22 protein-coding genes are annotated in these 18,268 nt (G+C 71.2%); 7 read left to right on the top strand and 15 right to left on the bottom strand.

The window, feature by feature from the left end; all coding sequences use genetic code 11:
• The first annotated feature begins 17 nt into the window (after nucleotides 1-17).
• The 3 genes from AC1HFW_RS09955 to AC1HFW_RS09945 all read left to right on the top strand — a co-directional run bounded on the left by AC1HFW_RS09955 (nucleotide 18) and on the right by AC1HFW_RS09945 (nucleotide 2,276).
• Nucleotides 18-893, top strand: a complete 876-nt coding sequence (locus AC1HFW_RS09955; RefSeq protein WP_479283032.1) for a LysR family transcriptional regulator — start codon at nucleotides 18-20, stop codon at nucleotides 891-893.
• A 79-nt stretch (nucleotides 894-972) separates the two neighbouring features.
• On the top strand, nucleotides 973-1,401 hold the full coding sequence (locus AC1HFW_RS09950) for a GNAT family N-acetyltransferase (RefSeq protein ID WP_061071016.1): 429 nt from the start codon (nucleotides 973-975) through the stop codon (nucleotides 1,399-1,401).
• Between the two features lie 80 nt (nucleotides 1,402-1,481).
• Entirely contained in the window at nucleotides 1,482-2,276 is a 795-nt protein-coding gene (locus AC1HFW_RS09945; protein WP_116522775.1) for a DUF169 domain-containing protein, read from the top strand.
• 70 nt (nucleotides 2,277-2,346) lie between these two features.
• Here AC1HFW_RS09945 and AC1HFW_RS09940 read toward each other — a convergent pair whose 3' ends face one another.
• A complete protein-coding gene (locus AC1HFW_RS09940) occupies nucleotides 2,347-3,249 on the bottom strand; it encodes a LysR family transcriptional regulator (protein ID WP_479283030.1) in 903 nt (300 codons plus the stop codon).
• A gap of 107 nt (nucleotides 3,250-3,356) precedes the next feature.
• On the opposite strand from AC1HFW_RS09940, the gene AC1HFW_RS09935 reads away from it, so the two are divergent.
• On the top strand, nucleotides 3,357-4,565 hold the full coding sequence (locus tag AC1HFW_RS09935) for an MFS transporter (RefSeq protein ID WP_479283029.1): 1,209 nt from the start codon (nucleotides 3,357-3,359) through the stop codon (nucleotides 4,563-4,565).
• A 70-nt stretch (nucleotides 4,566-4,635) separates the two neighbouring features.
• Entirely contained in the window at nucleotides 4,636-5,304 is a 669-nt protein-coding gene (locus AC1HFW_RS09930) for an HAD family hydrolase (RefSeq protein ID WP_006395356.1), read from the top strand.
• A gap of 42 nt (nucleotides 5,305-5,346) precedes the next feature.
• On the opposite strand, the gene AC1HFW_RS09925 is transcribed toward AC1HFW_RS09930, so the two are convergent.
• The 12 genes from AC1HFW_RS09925 to AC1HFW_RS09870 form a co-directional block, all read right to left on the bottom strand.
• Nucleotides 5,347-5,730, bottom strand: coding sequence for a c-type cytochrome (locus tag AC1HFW_RS09925; RefSeq protein WP_006395355.1), 384 nt, complete (start codon nucleotides 5,728-5,730; stop codon nucleotides 5,347-5,349).
• A gap of 240 nt (nucleotides 5,731-5,970) precedes the next feature.
• A complete protein-coding gene (locus AC1HFW_RS09920) occupies nucleotides 5,971-6,924 on the bottom strand; it encodes a DMT family transporter (RefSeq protein ID WP_479283027.1) in 954 nt (317 codons plus the stop codon).
• A 91-nt stretch (nucleotides 6,925-7,015) separates the two neighbouring features.
• Nucleotides 7,016-7,906 carry an AraC family transcriptional regulator gene (locus AC1HFW_RS09915; RefSeq protein WP_241073368.1) on the bottom strand — a complete coding sequence of 297 codons (891 nt, stop codon included), beginning with the start codon at nucleotides 7,904-7,906 and terminating at the stop codon, nucleotides 7,016-7,018.
• Between the two features lie 37 nt (nucleotides 7,907-7,943).
• A complete protein-coding gene (locus tag AC1HFW_RS09910; protein WP_479283025.1) occupies nucleotides 7,944-9,236 on the bottom strand; it encodes an RNA polymerase sigma factor in 1,293 nt (430 codons plus the stop codon).
• Complete coding sequence (locus AC1HFW_RS09905; protein WP_006395350.1) at nucleotides 9,233-9,640, bottom strand: VOC family protein; 408 nt, start codon at nucleotides 9,638-9,640, stop codon at nucleotides 9,233-9,235. The genes AC1HFW_RS09910 and AC1HFW_RS09905 overlap by 4 nt, the downstream gene beginning before the upstream one ends.
• Before the next feature lie 41 nt (nucleotides 9,641-9,681).
• On the bottom strand, nucleotides 9,682-10,095 hold the full coding sequence (locus AC1HFW_RS09900; protein ID WP_479283022.1) for a YciI family protein: 414 nt from the start codon (nucleotides 10,093-10,095) through the stop codon (nucleotides 9,682-9,684).
• Between the two features lie 156 nt (nucleotides 10,096-10,251).
• The gene (locus AC1HFW_RS09895) at nucleotides 10,252-10,605 is read right to left on the bottom strand and encodes a YciI family protein (protein ID WP_006395348.1); all 354 of its coding nucleotides are present in this window, start codon (nucleotides 10,603-10,605) and stop codon (nucleotides 10,252-10,254) included.
• A gap of 114 nt (nucleotides 10,606-10,719) precedes the next feature.
• Entirely contained in the window at nucleotides 10,720-10,911 is a 192-nt protein-coding gene (locus tag AC1HFW_RS09890) for a helix-turn-helix transcriptional regulator (protein ID WP_054434154.1), read from the bottom strand.
• The gene (locus tag AC1HFW_RS09885) at nucleotides 10,908-11,294 is read right to left on the bottom strand and encodes a hypothetical protein (protein WP_006395346.1); all 387 of its coding nucleotides are present in this window, start codon (nucleotides 11,292-11,294) and stop codon (nucleotides 10,908-10,910) included. Before AC1HFW_RS09885 ends, AC1HFW_RS09890 begins: the two co-directional genes overlap by 4 nt.
• A gap of 127 nt (nucleotides 11,295-11,421) precedes the next feature.
• A complete protein-coding gene (locus tag AC1HFW_RS09880; protein WP_479283021.1) occupies nucleotides 11,422-12,618 on the bottom strand; it encodes an OmpA family protein in 1,197 nt (398 codons plus the stop codon).
• Nucleotides 12,615-13,478 carry a motility protein A gene (locus AC1HFW_RS09875; RefSeq protein ID WP_006395343.1) on the bottom strand — a complete coding sequence of 288 codons (864 nt, stop codon included), beginning with the start codon at nucleotides 13,476-13,478 and terminating at the stop codon, nucleotides 12,615-12,617. Before AC1HFW_RS09875 ends, AC1HFW_RS09880 begins: the two co-directional genes overlap by 4 nt.
• Before the next feature lie 224 nt (nucleotides 13,479-13,702).
• Nucleotides 13,703-14,263 carry a GNAT family N-acetyltransferase gene (locus AC1HFW_RS09870; RefSeq protein WP_479283018.1) on the bottom strand — a complete coding sequence of 187 codons (561 nt, stop codon included), beginning with the start codon at nucleotides 14,261-14,263 and terminating at the stop codon, nucleotides 13,703-13,705.
• A gap of 112 nt (nucleotides 14,264-14,375) precedes the next feature.
• Here AC1HFW_RS09870 and AC1HFW_RS09865 point away from each other — a divergent pair, with 112 nt between their 5' ends.
• The gene (locus tag AC1HFW_RS09865) at nucleotides 14,376-15,884 is read left to right on the top strand and encodes an NYN domain-containing protein (RefSeq protein ID WP_479283016.1); all 1,509 of its coding nucleotides are present in this window, start codon (nucleotides 14,376-14,378) and stop codon (nucleotides 15,882-15,884) included.
• A gap of 41 nt (nucleotides 15,885-15,925) precedes the next feature.
• Here the strand turns inward: AC1HFW_RS09865 and AC1HFW_RS09860 are convergent, their stop codons facing one another.
• Nucleotides 15,926-16,750: an AraC family transcriptional regulator gene (locus AC1HFW_RS09860; RefSeq protein WP_479283014.1), complete on the bottom strand. Its 825-nt coding sequence runs from the start codon at nucleotides 16,748-16,750 to the stop codon at nucleotides 15,926-15,928.
• Between the two features lie 106 nt (nucleotides 16,751-16,856).
• On the opposite strand from AC1HFW_RS09860, the gene AC1HFW_RS09855 reads away from it, so the two are divergent.
• Nucleotides 16,857-17,141: a hypothetical protein gene (locus AC1HFW_RS09855; RefSeq protein ID WP_061071024.1), complete on the top strand. Its 285-nt coding sequence runs from the start codon at nucleotides 16,857-16,859 to the stop codon at nucleotides 17,139-17,141.
• On the opposite strand, the gene ygfZ is transcribed toward AC1HFW_RS09855, so the two are convergent.
• Nucleotides 17,131-18,129: a CAF17-like 4Fe-4S cluster assembly/insertion protein YgfZ gene (ygfZ, locus tag AC1HFW_RS09850; RefSeq protein ID WP_061071025.1), complete on the bottom strand. Its 999-nt coding sequence runs from the start codon at nucleotides 18,127-18,129 to the stop codon at nucleotides 17,131-17,133. The two genes, AC1HFW_RS09855 and ygfZ, sit on opposite strands and share 11 nt — an antisense overlap.
• Nucleotides 18,130-18,268: the final 139 nt, after the last annotated feature.

Below are 18,268 nucleotides of genomic sequence, written 5' to 3'. Positions count from 1 at the left end.
GTTATCTTTTCCCTGCCATGATGAACCTGATCCATTGGCGCTTGCTACTGGCGGTGGTGGACGCCGGCAACATCACCCATGCCGCGAAACAGGTGGGCATGACGCAATCGGGCGCCAGCCAGGCCATCGCGCAGCTGGAGCACCACCTGGGCGCGCCGCTGTTCACCCGCGAACGGCGCCAGAGCGTGCCCACCGCGCTGGGGCTGCGGGTGGCGCACGAGGCGCGCGCCATGCTGGCCGCGCACGGCCGCATCCAGGCGCTGGGGCGCGAGGCGTCCGGCGCGCCGGGCGGGGTGTTGCGGCTGGCCAGTTTCCCGATGGTGTTCTCGACCATCCTGCCGCCGGTGTTGCGGCGCTTTCGCCAATTGCATCCCGCCATCGAGGTGGTGCCGCTGGAAGCCAGCGACAGCGAGATCGAGGACCTGCTGGCGGCCGGCACCGTGGATGTAGGGGTGGTGCTCAATCCGCCCGCGCGGCGCGGCGCGTGTCCGCTGGGCGAGGACGACTGGGTCGCGGTGCTGCCGGCCTCGCATCCGCTGGCGCGCGGCGCGTCGGTGGCGCTGGCGCAACTGGCGGCGCAGCCGTTCGTGCTGGCCACGGGCGGTTGCAGCGTGCACGCGGTCAGCGTCGCGGCGGACGCCGGCCTGGCGCTGGCCGACGTGCGCGCCACGGTCATGGAATGGTCCAGCGCCTATGCGCTGGTGCGCGACAACGTCGGCGTGGCGCTGGTGCCCGAACTGACGCTGCCCGAGAACCGCCGTGGCCTGCGGGTGCTGCCCCTGGCGACGCCGGTGCGGCGGCGTTTCGCGCTGGCGGCGTCGCCGCAGGCCGCCGGCTCGCCGGCGGCGCGGGCCCTGTTCGAGATGTTGCGGCAGGATGACAGCCGGGCCTGAGCCCGGGCGCCGGCCTGCGCGCGCCGTCATCGCGGCGACATCGGGCCGGCCTACGATCGGCGTTTTTGGCAGAGGCGACATGATCATCCGCAACGCAGAAGTCGGCGATAGCGCCGATATCGTCGAATTGCTGGCCCAGCTGGGCTATCCGGGCACCCAGGGCTTCGTGCCCGAGAAGATCGAGCGCCTGCTGGGGCACCGCGACGCCGAGCTGCTGGTGGCCGAGGACGGCGGCCAGTTGCTGGGGTTCATCGGCCTGCATTTCATGGTGCAGTTGGCGCTGCCGGGCGATTTTTGCCGCATCACCTATTTCTGCGTCAGTGACGCGGCCCGCGGCAGCGGGGTGGGGCGGGCGCTGGAAGAGGCCGCGGCGGCCCTGGCGCTGGGCCGTGGCTGCGACCGCATCGAGGTGCATTGCCACGAGCGCCGCGCCGATGCGCACCGCTTCTACTACCGCCAGGGCTATGAAGAGTCGCCCAAGTACCTGATGAAATCCTGCCGGCTCTGAGCGTTCGCGGCCGGCCGTGGCGCCTGCGCCCCGCTGTCGTGTAGTCTTGCCCGTTCCAACGACAAGTCCAAAGGACGGGCATGGAAGAGACAACGCAAGAGACCCCCCGGGACTGGGCGGCGCTGGTCGATGAACTGAATCGGCTGCTGCGGCTCAAGACCACGGTCATCGGCATGAAGCTGTTCGAGGACGAGGCGGCGCTGGCCGGGGTGAAGGGACTGCGGCGTCCCAAGGCCACTCATACCACCGACCAGATCGTCGGCATGGCGGCGCGGCTGGGGTGGACGGTGGGCATCACCGGCGATGACCTGGTCGGATCGCAGTGCCGCGCCGTGATCGGGCTGGGGCCGCAGGACGAGGCCTGGCGCAGCGGCAAGGAATACGTCGGCGTGTGGCATGCCACCGAGGCCGACGCGCGCGCCCGGCAGGAAGCCCTGTCCTGTGTGCCGGCGGGCAAGTACCGCGCCCTGGCGGTGTCGCCGCTGGCCTCGGGCCGGCTCGACCCGCCCGACATCTGCCTGGTGTACGCCACGCCGGGGCAGATGATCATCCTCATCAACGGCTTGCAATGGAAGCACTACCGGCGCTTCGACTGGAGCGTGGTGGGCGAGACCGCCTGTGCCGACTCCTGGGGCCGGGCGCTGGCCACCGGCGAACCCAGCCTGTCCTTGCCCTGTTATGCCGAGCGCCGCTACGGCGGCGTGCCGGACGAGGAAATGCTGATGGCGTTGCCGCCGCGCTACCTGCCCATGGCGATCGAAGGGATGAAGGCGCTGTCGGCCAACGGCCTGCGCTATCCGATCCCGCCGTATGGCATCCAGAACGACGTGCGCGCCGGCATGGGCGTGAGCTACGCGCAGCCGCCGCGGACCTGAGCGGAGGCGGGCGGGGGCGCAGGATAGGCGCCGATGGCGGGGGCGCCAGCCGGACACGGCGCGCGCCAGGTCAGGCGCCGGCCAGCGCCGCCGCCAGCGTGCGCGCGGCCGGTCCCAGCGGCTGGTCGATGCGGTGCGCCAGGTAGATCTCGGTGGCGACCTGGCTGCCGCGTCCCAGGCTGCCGGTGGGCAGGCGCAGCAGGCGGCCCTCGGCCAGATCGCGCTCGACCAGCCAGAGCGGCAGCCGGCCCCAGCCGACGCCGGCCAGGATCAGCGCGTGCTTGGTGTCCTGTCCGCTGACGCGGCAGGTCTGCGGCGACAGCACCGCGAAGTCGCGGCCGGCGCTGAGCGTGGACGGGTCGATCTGCACCACCTGCAGGTGGTCGGCCAGGTCGGGCGCCGTCAGCGGCGCGCCGTCGGCCACGCGCGCGGCCAGCGGATGGGTGGCGCCGACCACCGCCACCATTTGCACCGACGACAGCGCCTGCACGGCGATGCGCGGATGGCGGAAATGCTCGCCGGCGATGATGCCCAGCTGGTGGCTGCCGTCCAGCAGCCCGGCGATCGGCCCGCCCAGTGGCAGCACCGCGACGCGGGTGGCCACCGACGGATAGGCCGCCCGCAGGCGGTTCAGCGCGGCGCCGACCTGGGCCAGCGGGTACAGCGTGTCCACCACCAGCGACAGCTCCAGTTCGACCCCTTCGCCCAGGCCCTGGGCGCGGGCCCGCATGGCGTCGACCCGCAGCAGGATGTCGCGGGCGTTGGCCAGCAGCGCCTGGCCTTCCGGGGTCATGACGGGGCGGTGGCCGCCGCGGTCGAACAACCGCAGGCCCAGCTGGGTTTCCATGTTGGCGATGGCGTGGCTGACGGCCGACTGCACCCGCGACAGCTGCTTGGCGGCGGCGCGGAAACTGCCGGTGTCGGCCACGGCGGCGAACACGCGTAGCTGGTCCAGTGTGAGGGCGTCTATCATCGTGCGTCCTGATCTATTTTCGAGATCGGTTCCATCAAAAGATTATCACTTATCAGAATCGGTTCCGGCCGGCATGCTGGCGGCATTGCAAGCGAGGAGAGGCAAGGATGGACAAGGTGGAGGGCACGGCTCGCGCCGGCCAGCCGGCGGCGACGCGCTGGGCGGCGGTGCTGGCGATCGTGGGCGCCGGGGTGGTGGCGTCGTTGCAGGTGGGCAAGGTGATCATCGCGGCGCCGCTGCTGCGGCGCGACCTGGGGCTGGACCTGGCGTCGATCGGCACGCTGACGGCGGTGTTCTCGATTCTGGGCGTGCTGGGCGGCATCGCGGCGGGCGGCGTGATCGCGCGTTTCGGCGCGCGCCGCATGCTGCTGTGCGGCCTGGCGACGGTGGCCGCGGGCACGGCGGCGGGCGCGCTGGCGCCGGGCTATGGCGTGCTGCTGGCCTCGCGCGTGGTCGAGGGCCTGGGGTTCCTGCTGATCACGGTGGCCGGGCCGGCGGCCTTGCAGCGCCTGGTGCTGCCGTCCAGCCGCGACCTGGCCTTCGCGCTATGGAGCTGCTACATGCCGGCGGGCATGGCGATCGCCATGCTGGCCTCGCAGGCCTTTGGCGACTGGCACGCCTACTGGTGGTGCGCCGGCGCGGCCGCCGTGATCGCGCTGGGCTGCATCGCCGCGCTGGCGCCGCCCACGCCCGCGGGCGCCGGCCTGTCCTGGCACGGTCTGCGGCAGGACACGACCGACACGCTGGGCGCGGCCGGGCCGATGCTGCTGGCGGCCTCGTTCACGCTCTACAGCCTGATGTTCTTCGCGCTGTTCACCTTCCTGCCGGTGCTGCTGATGGACAAGCTCGGGCTGCCGCTGGCCACCGCCGGGCTGTACAGCGCCGTGGCCAGCGCCGCCAACATCATCGGCAACCTGGGCGCGGGCGTGCTGCTGTCGCGCGGCTGGCGCCGCTCGACGCTGATCGCCTGCGCCAGCGCGGCGATGGGCGTGGTGGCGCTGCTGATCTTCCGCTCGGTGTTCCCGGCGATGCCGACCTTCCTGCTGTGCGTGCTGTTCTCGGCGGTGGGCGGGCTGATCCCGGCGACCCTGCTGGGCACCGCGCCGCTGGTGGCGCCGCGGCCGGCGCTGACGGCGGCCACGGTCGGGCTGGTGATGATGGGCAGCAACCTGGGGCAGGTGATCGGGCCGGTGACGGTGGGCGGGGTGATCGACCGCTACGGCTGGGCGCAGGCCTCGCTGATCGTGGCGGCCGCGGCGCTGGGCGGCGTGGCCATCGCCTGGCGCCTGCGGCGTCTGAACGGCGCTCGCCTGTAGGCGCTGCCGCCCCCGCATGGATTGTCATGCGGGCGGCCTATCATGGAGGCTCGCATCCCGTGGAGTCCCTATGCCTACGCCTGCCCCGCGCCTGGTCATTTTCGATTGTGACGGCGTCCTGATCGACAGCGAAATCATCGCCGCGCGCGCCCAGTCGCGCGCGCTGGCCGAACACGGCATCGCCATCACGCCGCAAGAAGCCGCCCGACGGTTCGCCGGCATCCCCGACGCCGACATGTGGCAGACCCTGCAGGAAGAGAACGCGCGGCCGCTGCCGCCGGATTTTCCGCGCCAGTACGCCGACCGCCTGCAGGATACCTTCCGCCAGGAATTGCGCGCGTTGCCCGGCGTGCACGAGACCCTGGCGGCGCTGCGCCAGCGCGGCATCGAATATTGCGTGGCCTCCAGCAGCACGCCGCCCAAGCTGGAGGCGGCGCTCAAGCTGGTGGGGCTGTGGGACGCGTTCGCGCCGCATGTGTTCAGCACGGCGCAGGTGGCGCACGGCAAGCCGGCGCCGGATGTGTTCCTGTTTGCCGCGCGGCAGATGCGCACGGCCATCCTGGAATGCGTGGTGGTCGAGGACAGCGTGCCGGGCGTGCGCGCCGCCCGCGCCGCGCGCATGCGCGCGGTGGGCTACATCGGCGCCTCGCACAACGGGCCGGACCAGCGCAAGCGCCTGCTGGACGAAGGCGCCTTCGAGGTCATCAGCGACCTGCAGCGCCTGTCGGAGATCATCTAGGACGCGTCATGCGCGGGGGCCGCCGCCGCGGCGATGCCCGCATCAACGGCTCTTGGCGATCACGCCGGTCATGTATTCGTTCAGGTCGCGGAAATCCTTGACCGTCCAGGCGTGCGGCGGCACTTTCACGCCGTTCTCGCGCAGCGTCTTGGGAATCAGGTCGCCGTTGGGACGGAGGATAACCGACGACACGATGACGCCCGGGTAATCGACCAGCCGCTTCCTGAACGCGGCGGTGGTGAGGTCCGGGGTGGGCGGATTGCTTTTCCTGGCCAGTGGCCCGGTGCCCTTGATGTCGGCGCCGTGGCACATGGCGCAGCGCTGCTGGAAGAGGTTCTTGCCGTTGATGTTCTCGGCACAGGCAAGCGGTGTTTGCAGCAGCGCGGAAAATCCCAGCGCGGCGATGAAGGCTGTTCTTGTTTTCATGTACTCGTGTTGTCTCGATCGGCGTCCAGGCCGGGAGCCCGGGCGGCGCCTGGGCATGCCCGTTTGCCGCCATGGCGGCCAAGCCGATGCGGATCCTGGGCGGCGCGAAAAAATTTCGCCTCGCATTCTAGAGCGTGTCAGCGTCAGCCCGCTGAACCCGGGTCGTCGAACCCGGGTCGCCGATCCCGCTTGACCGATCTTCGGCCGCCGCGCGTCGGCCGGTTGGCGGCCGAGATGCGCTTAAGCGGGCAGCGGCTCGGGCTTGACCCGCACCGCGCTCAGCACGCCGATCATCAGCAGGGCGATGCCGGCCAGCGTCAGCGGCTGCGGCATGCTGCCGCGCAGGATGAAGGCGTAGGCCAGCGCGGCCAGCGTTTCGAACACGATCAGTTGCCCGACCAGCGCCGTCGGCAGGCGCTGGCTGGCTTCGTTCCAGCACAGCGTGCCGAGCCACGAGGAGAACAGGCCGATGATGATCATCAGGCCCAGGAACACGTCGGGGCGCGGCCCCAGCGGCATGGCGAAGTCGCTGCCGGTGGCGGCCATGCCGGCCCACAGCAGGCCGTAGCCGGCCAGCGCCAGCGGCAGGGTCGCCACGCCTTGCGCGGTGGCCCAGGTGCGCGGGCTGCGGCCCGGATGGTTGCGCAGCCAGTCGGCGTTGCGCAGCGGATACCAGGTCCAGCAGGCGACCGCCGCCAGCGCCAGCACCGCGCCGATGGCGTAGCGCGACAGGTCGGCGTCGGCCTCCTGGCGCAGCGCCTGCAGTTCCACCTGGTTGACGCAGGCGATGCCCAGCGCGATCAGCACCAGCGAGGGCGCCAGCCGTTTCCACGGCAGGCGGCCGTCGCGGCGCGCGTTGCGCAGGTTGGCGCAGATGCCGATCACCACCGGCAGCGTGCCGATGATCATGGTCGGCACCGGGCCGCCGGCGCGCTGGATGGCGCTGGCCAGGCACAGGTAGTACAGCAGGTTGCCGATGGCCGCCAGCTTGAGCGCCTCGATCCAGTCGGCGCGACTGAGCTGGCGCAGCGCCTTGCGGTCGAACCAGGCCAGCGGCATGGCGATCAGGCCGAACGCCAGGTAGCGCGCCACCGATTGCAGGGCGGCGGGGTATTCGGGCAGCAGCAAGGGGCCGACGAATACCAGCCCCCACATCAAGCCGGCCGCCAGGGCGTAAGAGGTTCCTGCCCACATAGCTGTGTTCCCATCGCGAATTCAACAGACGGGCCAGTCTAGCGACGGCCGTGGCGGCCGGTCTTGTACCAGATTGCTGCGGGCCGGCGGTTCAGGCGCGCACTTGCTTCTGGTAGCGGGCGGGCGTGACGCCGTAGCGGCGGGTGAAGGCGCGGGTCAGGTGGGCCTGGTCGGTCAGGCCGGCGGCCAGCGCGGTCTGGGCCGGCGTTTCGCCCGCGGCCAGCAGGCGCTTGGCCTCGAACAGGCGCAGCGCCATCAGCGTCTGCTGCGGCGTGGCGTGGTACTGCGCCTGGAAGCTGCGCAGGAAGTGGAACGGGCTGAGTCCGGCCACCTCGGCCAGTTCCTCGAGCGTCAGGCGGCGCGCCAGGTTGGCGCGCAGGTAGTCGATGACGCGGCCGAAGCGCGGCGCGCCTTCGGGACGCGGCGGCCGCGGCACGCGGGCGTGGCGGCGGAATTCGGCCAGCAGCGCGTGCAGGGCGCTGTCGAACGCCAGCGGTTCGCGCGCCTGCCACAGCGCGTCCAGCAGGGCGGTGACGCGTTGCGCGCTGGCGGCGTCGTGGCTGACCGCGCTGTCGAACCACCAATCGGCCTCGCCGGCCACCTGCGCGACCACGGCGGGGTCGATGTAGGCCATGCGGTAGCGCCAGCCGCCTTCGGTCTCGGCGCGGCCGGTATGCAGTTCGTCGGGATTCATCCGCACCACCGAGCCGGGCGGCGCCAGGTGCTCGGCGCCGCGGTAGCGGAAGCGTTCGACGCCGGTCTCGATGGCGCCCAGGCCGAAGGCCTCGTGGGTGTGCGGCTCGAAGGCGTGGCGGATGATGTGGGCGCGGTACAGCTCGATGCCCGGCCGGTGCGCCGGGCGCCGGAATTCGGCGCGGTCATTGGGGTGGTCGAAGGCCTGCGGCACGCCCGCGATCAGCGGTTCGGGGCGCGCGTCGGGGGCGACAGGGACGCCGCCGGCGGAAGGCAGGAATGAGGCCATGGCGGAATTTAAGCACGTTCGGCGGCGCCGCGCCGGCCTATCCCGCCGCCCGCATGGCCGCGGCGCGCGCCAGCAGCATCTCGCGTTCGCGGTCGTTGCGGGTGATGCCGGCGGCGCGCTCGAATTCCGCCAGCGCCTCGGCGTGACGGCCGAGCTTGGCCAGCAGGTCGCCGCGTACGCTGGGCAGCCAGTGGTAGTTGGCCAGTGCCGGGTCGCGCGCCAGCTCGTCGGCCAGGTCCAGGCCGGCCTGGGGCCCGAACGCCATGCCCACGGCCACCGCGCGGTTCAGTTCCACCACCGGCGACGGCATGGCCTGCGCCAGCGCGTCGTACAGCGCCACGATGCGCGGCCAATCGGTGTCCTGCGCCTGCCGCGCCCGCGCATGGCAGGCGGCCAAGCCGGCCTGCAGCGCATACGGGCCGCTGGCCCCGCCCAGGCTTTCGGCGCGTTCCAGCGCCGCCAGGCCGCGCCGGATCAGCAGCGTATCCCAGCGGCCGCGATCCTGTTCCAGCAGCAGCACCGGGCGGCCCTCGGCGTCGCTGCGGGCATGCAGGCGCGAGGCCTGCAATTCCATCAGCGCCACCAGCCCGTGGACTTCGCTGTCGCCGGGCGTCAGCTGCGCCAGGATGCGGCCGAGCCGCAACGCCTCGTCGCACAGCGCCGGCCGCATCCAGTCCTGGCCGGAGGTGGCGGCGTAGCCTTCGTTGAAGATTAGGTAGATCACTTCCAGCACCGAGGCCAGCCGCGCCGCGCGCTCCAGCGGCCCGGGCACCTCGAACGGCACGCGCGCCGCGGCCAGGCTGCGCTTGGCCCGCACGATGCGCTGCGCGATGGTGGATTCCGAGGCCAGGAAGGCGCGCGCGATCTCGGCGGTGGACAGCCCGCCCAGCAGGCGCAGCGTCAACGCCACGCGCGCCTCGGTCGACAGCAGCGGGTGGCAGGCGGTGAACACCAGCCTCAGCAGATCGTCGCCGATATCGTCCTGGCGCGCGGCGTCCAGCGCCTCGACGAAGTCGGGCTCGACATCGGCCTGCAGCGCTTCGAGCTCATGCCCGATCTGCTCGTGCTTGCGGCGGTGGATCGCGTCCAGCCGCAGGCGGTCGCGCGCGCGGTTCTTCGCGGTGGTCATGAGCCACGCTCCCGGGTTGTCCGGCACGCCGGTGGCCGGCCAGCGCTCCAGCGCGGCCACCAGCGCGTCCTGGGCCAGTTCCTCGGCCAGGCCGACATCGCGCACCAGCCGCGCGACGCCGGCGATGACGCTGGCGGCCTCGATGCGCCAGACGGCTTCGATGGCGCGGTGGGTTGCCGCCGATCCGGCCGCCGCGGTCATGCTTGCGGCGTCGCGCCGGGTTCCATGTAGAACACTTCCCAGATGTGGCCGTCCAGGTCATCGAATCCGTGTCCGTACATGAAGCCATGGTCCTGCGGCGGGCGCGGCGCGCTGCCGCCCGCCGCCTTGGCGCGCGCGACCAGGTCGTCGACTTCGGCGCGGCTTTCGCAGGACAGCGCGATCAGGGATTCGGTGGCGCCCTTGGCATCGACGACGGGTTTGTTGGTGAAGCCCTGGAAGAAATCCTTCACCAGCAGCATGACGTAGATGTTGTCGCCGACGACCATGCAGGCGCCCTGGTCGTTGGTGAATTGCGGATTGAAGCTGAACCCCAGGCTCTTGAAGAAGGCCTGCGATTTCGCCATGTCGGCGATGGGGAGGTTGACGAAGATCTGCTTGTGCATGAGGGACCTCGTGGCGGGAGTCGTTGGGCGGATGGCGCGGTTCACTGGCCGTTGCCGAGCAGTTCGCGGAAGCGGTCGATTTCCTGGCCGGGGCCGAAATCGTCCAGTTCATACATCTGGCGCACCTCGATGGCGCAGGGCTGGCCCGGGAAGGGATCGGGAAATCGCAGCGTCCATTGCAGCGCTTCCTCGCGCGAGCGCACCTGGATCACGGTGTAGCCGGCCACCAGTTCCTTGGTGTCGGCGAACGGCCCGTCGATGACCTTGCGCTGGCCCTGGCCGTCGTAGTGCACCCGCCAGCCCTTGGAGGACGGCTGCAGGCCGCTGGCGTCGAGCAGCACGCCGGCCTTGGCCAGGCCTTCATGGTAGGTCGCCATGGCGTCGAGCAGGCTGGCTTCGGGCAGCTTGCCGGCTTCGCTGTCGGCGTTGGCGCGAACGATGATCATGAATCGCATCGGGAATCTCCTGGTATCGATTGGCCCGGCCGCAAGGCGCGGCAGGGTCGCTACTGGCACGACGCATGAGGCGCGCGCGAATCGACAGGGAACCGGGTGGATCAGGGTAAGTACCTAGTGCGCTGTCCCGGCACCGCCCGCGGCGATGACCCGGCGCTACATGAAACAGGGCCCCAGCTCGCGCACCTCGACCGTGGCCCACTGCGCCGCCGGGCATTCGGCGGCCAGCGCCAAGGCCTGCTCGCGGTCGTCGCAGGTGAGCAGGAAGAAGCCGCCGATCATTTCCTTGGCTTCGGCGAAGGGGCCGTCGACCAGCGTGCGCTGGCCGTCGCGCACGCGCAGGCGCACGCCGTCCTTGTCGGACTTGAGGGATTCGGCGCGCGCCAGCAGCCCGCGCGCCTGCAGGCCTTCGGCGTAGCGCTGCATCTGCGCGTAGGCGTCGCGGCCCTGTTCGGGGGTGCGCTCGGCGCGCTGGCCGGTGGGTTCGACGATGAGAAGCATGTACGGCATGGCGGATTCCTGGTGGAAGGGGCCCGGTGGACACGGCAAGCGGCCGCGCCAATGGATGCGCGGCCGGGCAGTCGCCAGATTACCGCTGTTTGCGCGGCGCGGGATCGCGCCGCTTCAGTCTTCCTGGAAGATCGTCTCGATCGGCAGGCCGAACACGCGGGCGATGGCGAAGGCCAGCGGCAGGCTCGGGTCGTAGCGGCCGGTCTCGATCGCATTGACCGTCTGGCGCGACACGTTCAGCTGTTCGGCCAGCGCGGCCTGGCTCCAGCCGCGTTCGGCGCGCAGGTCGCGGATCAGGTTCTTCATCGGTGGCGCAGGTAGTCGATGGCGCTGGTGGCGAGCCAGGCGGCGGCCATCAGCGGCCAGACGAAGAACATGCTGAGCCGCGGAAAGCCGGCCAGTTCCAGGAAGCCGTAGGTGAAGGTGATGCCCGCCGTCGCCGTGGCGGCAATGGCCAGGTGTTCGGCCGTGGTCTTGCGGATGAACTCGTCGGAACGCCGGATCTGGCGCACCACGGCGCGGATCACCAGCAGGATCGCCAGCACCGGGCTGGCCAGCAGGGCGGTGCGCAAGGCGCCCGGTTCGAGATGCAGGCCGGCGTAGACCGACATGGCCACCATCGCCACGTACAGCGCCATGGCGCCGCCGAATTCCTTGAGATACAGGCGTCGCGCCTGGATTTGATGCATGAGGTCGTTCTCCGGTTGTGTAAAGCGTGCTTGACATTGTGGCGATGCGGTTTTGATGTGTCAAGGTTCCTTTACATCGATCGCCAAAATAAAACCGGCCGCGGCCGGTTGGGGATCGGCGGGGCGATCAGGATTGGGTGGCGGCGGTGGCCTCGGTCGGCGTCAGGGTGGATGGCGCCTGCGCGGCATCCTGGCTGGCGGCCTCGGAGCGGGCCGCGGGCGCCGGGGCGGCAACCGCGGCGGCCGGTACGTCGGCCGGTTTGGCGTCGTGCGGCGCGGCGTCGGCGGTCCTGGCGTCGGCGGCCTTGCCGCTGGCCGTCCTGGCGGCCGGCGCACTGGCCGCGTTGGCCGGCGCGGCCTTGCCATTGGCGGCGGTGGTCGCCTTGCCGTCCGCGCCCTTGGCGTCGGCCTGGGCCGGCTTGGCCGGGGCGGTGATATCCATGATGAGTTCGACCCGGCGGTTGGCGGCGCGGCCGGCCGGCGTGTCGTTGGACTCGATCGGACGCGTCTCGGCGTAGCCCACGGCGCGCAGGCGGCTGCCGGCCACGCCGTCGCGCACCAGTTCGCGCAGCACGCTGGTGGCGCGGCTGCTGGACAGTTCCCAGTTGGAGGCGAACTGGCGGGTCTGGATCGGCACGGGGTCGCTGTGGCCCTCGACCGACACCTGGTACTCGTTCTTGTTGAGGATCGTGGCCAGGCGCTTGATCACGTCCAGGCCCGACGGGCTGAGGGTGGCCTGGCCCGATGGGAACAGCAGCTCGTTGCTGATGCGGAAGCTGACCGATTGCTCGTTGATGATGACGTCGACCGACTTGCCCAGGTCGCCCAGGCCAAGCGATTCCTTGGACGGCGCCTTCAGGGGCGGAGCGGCCTGCGCCAGCACTTCGCCTTCGGCGGCCGGCGCGCCGGGGGCCGCCGCAGGCGTGCTGGCGGCGGGCTGGCCGGCGTCGGCCCAGCTGGCGGGGATGGCGGGGGTGTCGAACTCGGCGTACTCGCCGTCGTAGGCGGGCAGGCCCTTGGCCGCGAGGCTGCCGACCAGGTCGACGGGCTGTTCGCCGGCGTCCTGGAAACCGCCATGCAGGCGCGAGACGGCCAGCATCACCACCAGCATGGCCAGCAGCAGCGTGATCAGGTCCAGGTAGCTCAGCAGCCAGTTCTCGGCGTCGCTCTCGACCGTTTCGTCGACGTGCCAGCGGGCGTAGCGGTCCTTGCGGTCGCTCTTGCTCGGGCGCCAGCCGCTATTGGCGGCCGCCTTCTGCGCGCGCAGCTGGGCCTGGCGGGCCTGCTCGATCCGCTGCGCCAGGGAGGGGGAAATCAGGCTCATTGACGCGCGGCGGCCGGGCGGGTGATGGACACGGGTTTGGCGGCCGTGGGCACCTGGCCCTCGGTCTTGCCGCGGGGCGCGGAGGCGCCGCCGTCGTAGATTTCGTCCTCGACGTGCATGACGAACGAGTTCAGGGTCTCGCGCACCACGGCCGGGCCGCGCTTCTCGCACATCATCGAGATGCCCTGCAGCACCATGTTCATGGACTCGACGCGGCGCGCGGTGCGGCGTTCGAGCTTGACGGCGATCGGCTTGCAGACCAGGTTGGCCAGCAGGATGCCGTAGAAGGTCGTCATCAGGCCGATGGCCAGCTGCTGGCCGATGGTGGTCATGCTGCCGTCGCCCAGCACGGCCATCAGGTTGATCAGGCCGACCAGCGTGCCCAGCATGCCGAAGGCCGGCGCGAACGTGGCCATGACGCGGAACATCTGCGCCTCGGCCATTTCACGCGCCTTGAGCCGCGCCACGCGCCATTGCAGCAGCTCGATGATCTGGTCTTCGGGGGTGTTGTCGATGATCAGCTGCACGCCGGTGCGCAGGAACGGGTTGGTGACCTTCTTGAGTTCCAGCTCGACTTTGTGGACGTCGGTGTTCATCCACAGCTGCGCCATGTTGACCAGTTCCTCGATGTCGCGCTGCTGGTCGTGCTGGTCGTGGCGGAACACGGTGCCGACCAGCTTGAAGACCCGCATCACTTCGGACAGCGGATAGGCGATGAACAGCGCGGCGCAGGTGCCGCCCAGCACGATGGCCAGGCCCGGCAGGTTGAAGTACATGCCGGGGTTGGTGGCGGCCAGCGCGATGACGATGACCAGGGTGAGCAGGCCGACAACGGCGCCGATGACGGTAGACGGATTCATGGATCTTGCCCGATAGCGAGGGCATCCGGTTTACGGAATGCGGGATGGTGGCAAATTCTAGCCACGCCGCGACCGGGGCAATCCGCCGGAAAACGGGGCGAAAGGGGCGGTAAGCGCCGGCTTAAACCGCCGTTCAGGTGGCTGGCCCCGTAGGCGGTATCGGACAGAAAAACGGGGCCGGCTTGCCTGCGGCCCGGGAGACGGCGCGTGCGCGCCGGCCAGGATCAGCGCTTGCGCGCCTGCCATTCCTCGCGCGTGATTTCCCAGATCTCGGCCATTTGGCGTCCCGAGACGAAGCCGCGTTCCTCGGTGGCGACGCGCCGCATGCCGGTGCGGTCGGACAGCCGGCGTGAGCCGTCGTTGGCCACGGCCTTGGGCGCGCGCAGCACTGGCTGGTCGAGCACCTCGAACCAGTAGGCGGTGACCGCCTCGCTGGCCTCGGTCATGTAGCCCTGGCCCTGGTACTGCGGGTCGAGCCAGAAGCCGCGGTGGTTGCCGGGGTCGTCGCGCATCAGGCTGATCAGGCCGATGAGGCGGTCCGGTTCGGTGCGCAGGCGCAGCGACCAATGCCACTGCACGCCGCGCCGCATGGCGGGCAGCGCCACCTGTTCCACGTAGGTGCGCGCGCCATCGTCGGGATAGGGCCATGGCACCTGTTCGGCCAGGTAGCGCACCACTTCCCATTGCGGAAAGATGCGCTGGATGGCGGGCGCGTCGTCCAGGCACAGGGGTTGCAGCAGCAGGCGTTCGGTGCTCAGCGGAGGGTGAGGGGCGTGGTCGGGCATCGCGGTCGGGGCAGGTGGGCCAGCGGAAATGTATATCATGGGCGGCAAAACGCGGCCAATCGCCCCCTGCCAGACGGCCGGGCCTATTGGCCGTGGCAACGGAGAAACACTTATGAATGCCAACGAAAACGTCAGCATGGCGCTTTTTTGCGACTTCGAGAACGTGGCGCTTGGCGTGCGCGACACCAAGTACCAGAAGTTCGACATCCGGCCGGTGCTGGAACGCCTGCTGCTCAAGGGCAGCATCGTGGTCAAGAAGGCCTATTGCGACTGGGAGCGCTACAAGGAATTCAAGGCGCCGATGCACGAGGCCAATTTCGAGCTGATCGAAATCCCGCACGTGCGCCAGTCGGGCAAGAATTCGGCCGACATCCGGCTGGTGGTCGACGCGCTGGACTTCTGCTACACCAAGTCGCACGTCAACACCTTCGTCATCATCAGCGGCGATTCCGATTTCTCGCCGCTGGTGTCCAAGCTGCGCGAGAACAACAAGAAGGTGATCGGGGTGGGGGTCAAGCAATCCACCTCGGACCTGCTGATCGCCAACTGCGACGAATTCATCTTCTATGACGACCTGGCCCGCGAAGGCCAGCGCGCCGCCGACGCCCGCCGCGACAACCGCGGCGGCGGCAATGCCGGCCAGCGCCGCTCGCCCGACGAGGAGCGCCGCCGCAAGGAAGAACTGGAAGCCCGCAAGACCCAGGCGGTGGACATGGTGGTCGAGACCTTCGAGGCGCTAATGGCCGAACGCGGCGACAGCGGCAAGGTCTGGGCCTCGGCCCTGAAGGACGCCCTCAAGCGCCGCCGGCCCGACTTCAACGAGTCGTACTACGGCTTCCGCGCCTTCGGCAACCTGCTGGACGAGGCGCAGTCGCGCGGTTTCCTGGATGTGGGCCGCGAGGAAAAATCGGGCACCTACGTGTACCGCGACAGCGCGGGCGGCACGCCGGCCAAGGTTGGCGGCAAGCCGGCGCTGCGCGCCATGGCGGCGGCGGTCGAGGCGCCCGAGAGCGCGGCGGATGCCACCCCGGGTGCCCCGGCCGACGAGGCCGATGCCAAGCCCGCCCGTGGCGCGCGCGGCGGCCGCAAGAATGCGTCGGGTGGCCGCGGTGGCCGCCAGGGCGCGGGCCAGGCGCCAGGCCGCCAGGCCGGGGACCGCGACAGCGGCGAACCGGCGGCGCGCGAAGAGCGCGAGGCGTGGCCGCGGCAGGGCCAGGCGGCTGCCGCCGTCGAGGCCTTCCCGGCGGTGACGCAGGCGGCTCCCGTCTCGCCTCCCGCGTCGATTTCCGAGCCCGCGGCCGTGCCCGCTTCGGATGACGTCCAATCCGCCGCCGAGGCCCCGGCGGAACCGAAGAGCCGGCGTGGCGCGCGCAGCGGCCGTGGCGCGGCCAAGACCGCCCGGACCGCCAAGGCGCCGGCCAGCACCGCCGACGGCGCCGATGCCGGCGAGGCGACGCCATCCGCCGGACGCGCCAAAGCCACGGCGCCCGCCGTGGCGGACGGCCCGGCGCCGGAAAGCACGGCGCCGGACAATGCCGCGCCCGATGCAGCCCCGGCCAAGCCGGCGCGCAAGACCGCCACGCGCGCGCGCCGTCCGCGCAAGGCCGCCGACGCCGAGTAAACCGGCGCGTGGGCCCGGGCCGGCGCCGCGCCGCCGGCCGTTCAATCCGTCACGGGGCCCCGGCCGTCATAGCGGCCGGGCGTGACGCCGTATTCACGCTTGAACATGGCGATGAAGGCGCTGACGTTGTCGTAGCCCGACTCCAGGGCGGCGGCGGTCACGCCCTGGCCGGCCGCCAGCATTTCCTGCGCCCGCATCAGCCGGGCGCGCTGGCGCCACACCCCCAGCGACAGGCCGGTCTCGGCCAGGAAGCGGCGCGCCAGCGTGCGCGGCGCCATGCCGATGGTGTCGGCCCAGGCGGCCAGCGGCCGGGTGTCGGCGGGCGCGTCCGACAGCGCCAGCGCCAGGCGTTGCAGCCGCGGGTCGCGCGGCAGCGTCAGGCCGTCGCCGGCGCGCGGCAGGGTCCGGATTTCGTCGCGCACCACCTCGGCGATGCGGACCTGGGCGGCGTTCCAGGCCGCATCCGGCCAACTGGCGGCGCGCTCGACCGCCGCCAGCAGCAGCGCCGACGCCTGCAAGGCGCAGGGCGCCGCCGGCAGCTCGGCGCAGGCCGCGGGGCTGAGGTAGACGCTGTAGCCCGCGTACGGGCCGTGCGAGCGCAGCCCGTGCGTGCAGTCAGGCGGAATCCAGATCGCGTGGGCGGGCGGCGCGACCCATTGGCGGTCGCCGGCCAGCACCGTGAGCAGGCCGCGATAGGCGCCGAACAACTGGCCGCGCGCATGCTGGTGCATGGCGGTGTGCCGCAGCGCCGCGTCCTGGCGCCGCACCGCCAGCAGGGGCGGACCATCGGGCGCCGCGGCCAGATCGGGGGCGATCAGGGGCGAGGCGGCGGGGCGCGGGGGCGAAGCGGGAAGACGCGCGGGCATGGCGGATCCAGGTTGGCACAAACACGGTATTGATTGTCAAAATTACCGCAGATTTGCCGCGCTGGGGCGACTATCGTGAGCCTGTGCCCATCGACAGGAGAACATCATGCAAGCACAGGATCTATTGCCGGACGACCGGAACGTTGCCCAATTCGAGGGCGTGACCGTGCGCAAGGGCACGGTCGGCGCCTTCCTGGTGAACGCGCGGGTGTGGTGCGACGCCCAGGCGGCGCCGGCCGCGCGCGACGTCGCCGCCCGCGACATGCGGGATGCCTTGCCGGCGCTGCGCGCGCTGGGGCTGTTCGAGGTGCTGGAAGTGCGCGACCCGGCGCTGCGGCGCTGGCTGGACACGGCCCAGGCCGTGTCCGCCGGCGACGGGGTCAAGGGGTGATGGAGTAGGGCAGCGGCGCGGCGGCGATGCGCGGGCCGTCGGCCGCGCCCAGCCGCAGGTCGCCCTCGGGCAGCGCGGCCAGCGTGGTTTCGAACAGCACCGACACGCCGTCCTGGCCGCGGGCGGCGTCGACGATGCGGCCGGTCGGCTCGCCCGGCTGGGTGGCGTCGAACACGTCCTGGCCGGCCAGCCCGGCATCGGCCACGCCGGCGTCGGCGATGGTGCCGAATGCCATGCGGCGCTTGACCGTGCCGCGGTAGTGGCTGCGCGCCACCACTTCCTGGCCCGGATAACAGCCCTTGGTGAAGCTGACGCCCTGGATCAGGTCCAGGTTGACGGTCTGCGGAATGAAGACGTCCTGGGTCGCCGTGGTGATCCAGGGAATGCCGGCGGCCAGGTCGGCCGCGTGCCATTGCGCGGCCGGTGCCAGGCCCAGCACGGCGGCCAGCGGCGCGGCCGCGGCCAGTTGTTCGTCGGACGCGATCCACCACCAGCGCGACGCGGCGCTGGCCGAGGGGGCGGCGATCCAGGTGCCCGAGGGCAGCTCGACGCGCTGCCAGGGCGTGCGCGGCAGGGCGCCGGCGGCCGCTTCCAGGGCGGCCAGCTGCGCCGGATCGGCCTGCACGCCGGCCACGTGCAGCGCGGCGGGGGCCAGCTTGACCTTGGCGCGCAGCACGAACATCGACAGGCGCTTGATCAGGGCCGCGGCCAGGTCCTGGCGCACCAGGGCGTACAGTTGCGGCGCGTCTTCGGCCGGGGCGGCGCCGCGCCACATCACCAGGGTCGCCAGCAGGCGGCCCTTGGCGGTGCAGTAGCCGGCCAGGCGGGCGGCGTCGGCGGTCAGGCCGGTGACGTCCTGGGTCAGCTGGCCGTGCAGGAAGGTCAGCGCGTCGGCGCCGGCGGCGCTGAAAACGGTGAAATCATCCAGCGGCGCGCATTGCGCGCAACCTTCGGCGCGCGCCGGGATCGAAGAATGGAAAGCATGCATGGCTGCGTGGGCCCGTGACTCGTCATCAAAGGGTTGATGATAGCTGTGTTCTCATCCCGGCAGGCCCATGCCCGCGCAGGGCAAAGGGGCGCGCGACGCGCTCCGGCCCTCGTTTTGCTCCGACAGGTCCGCGCGATCC

This window comes from Achromobacter sp. ISS7 (genome assembly GCF_056523125.1).
Note: the sequence above shows the minus strand (reverse complement) of the source record. Positions and strands in the feature narration are given on the sequence as shown.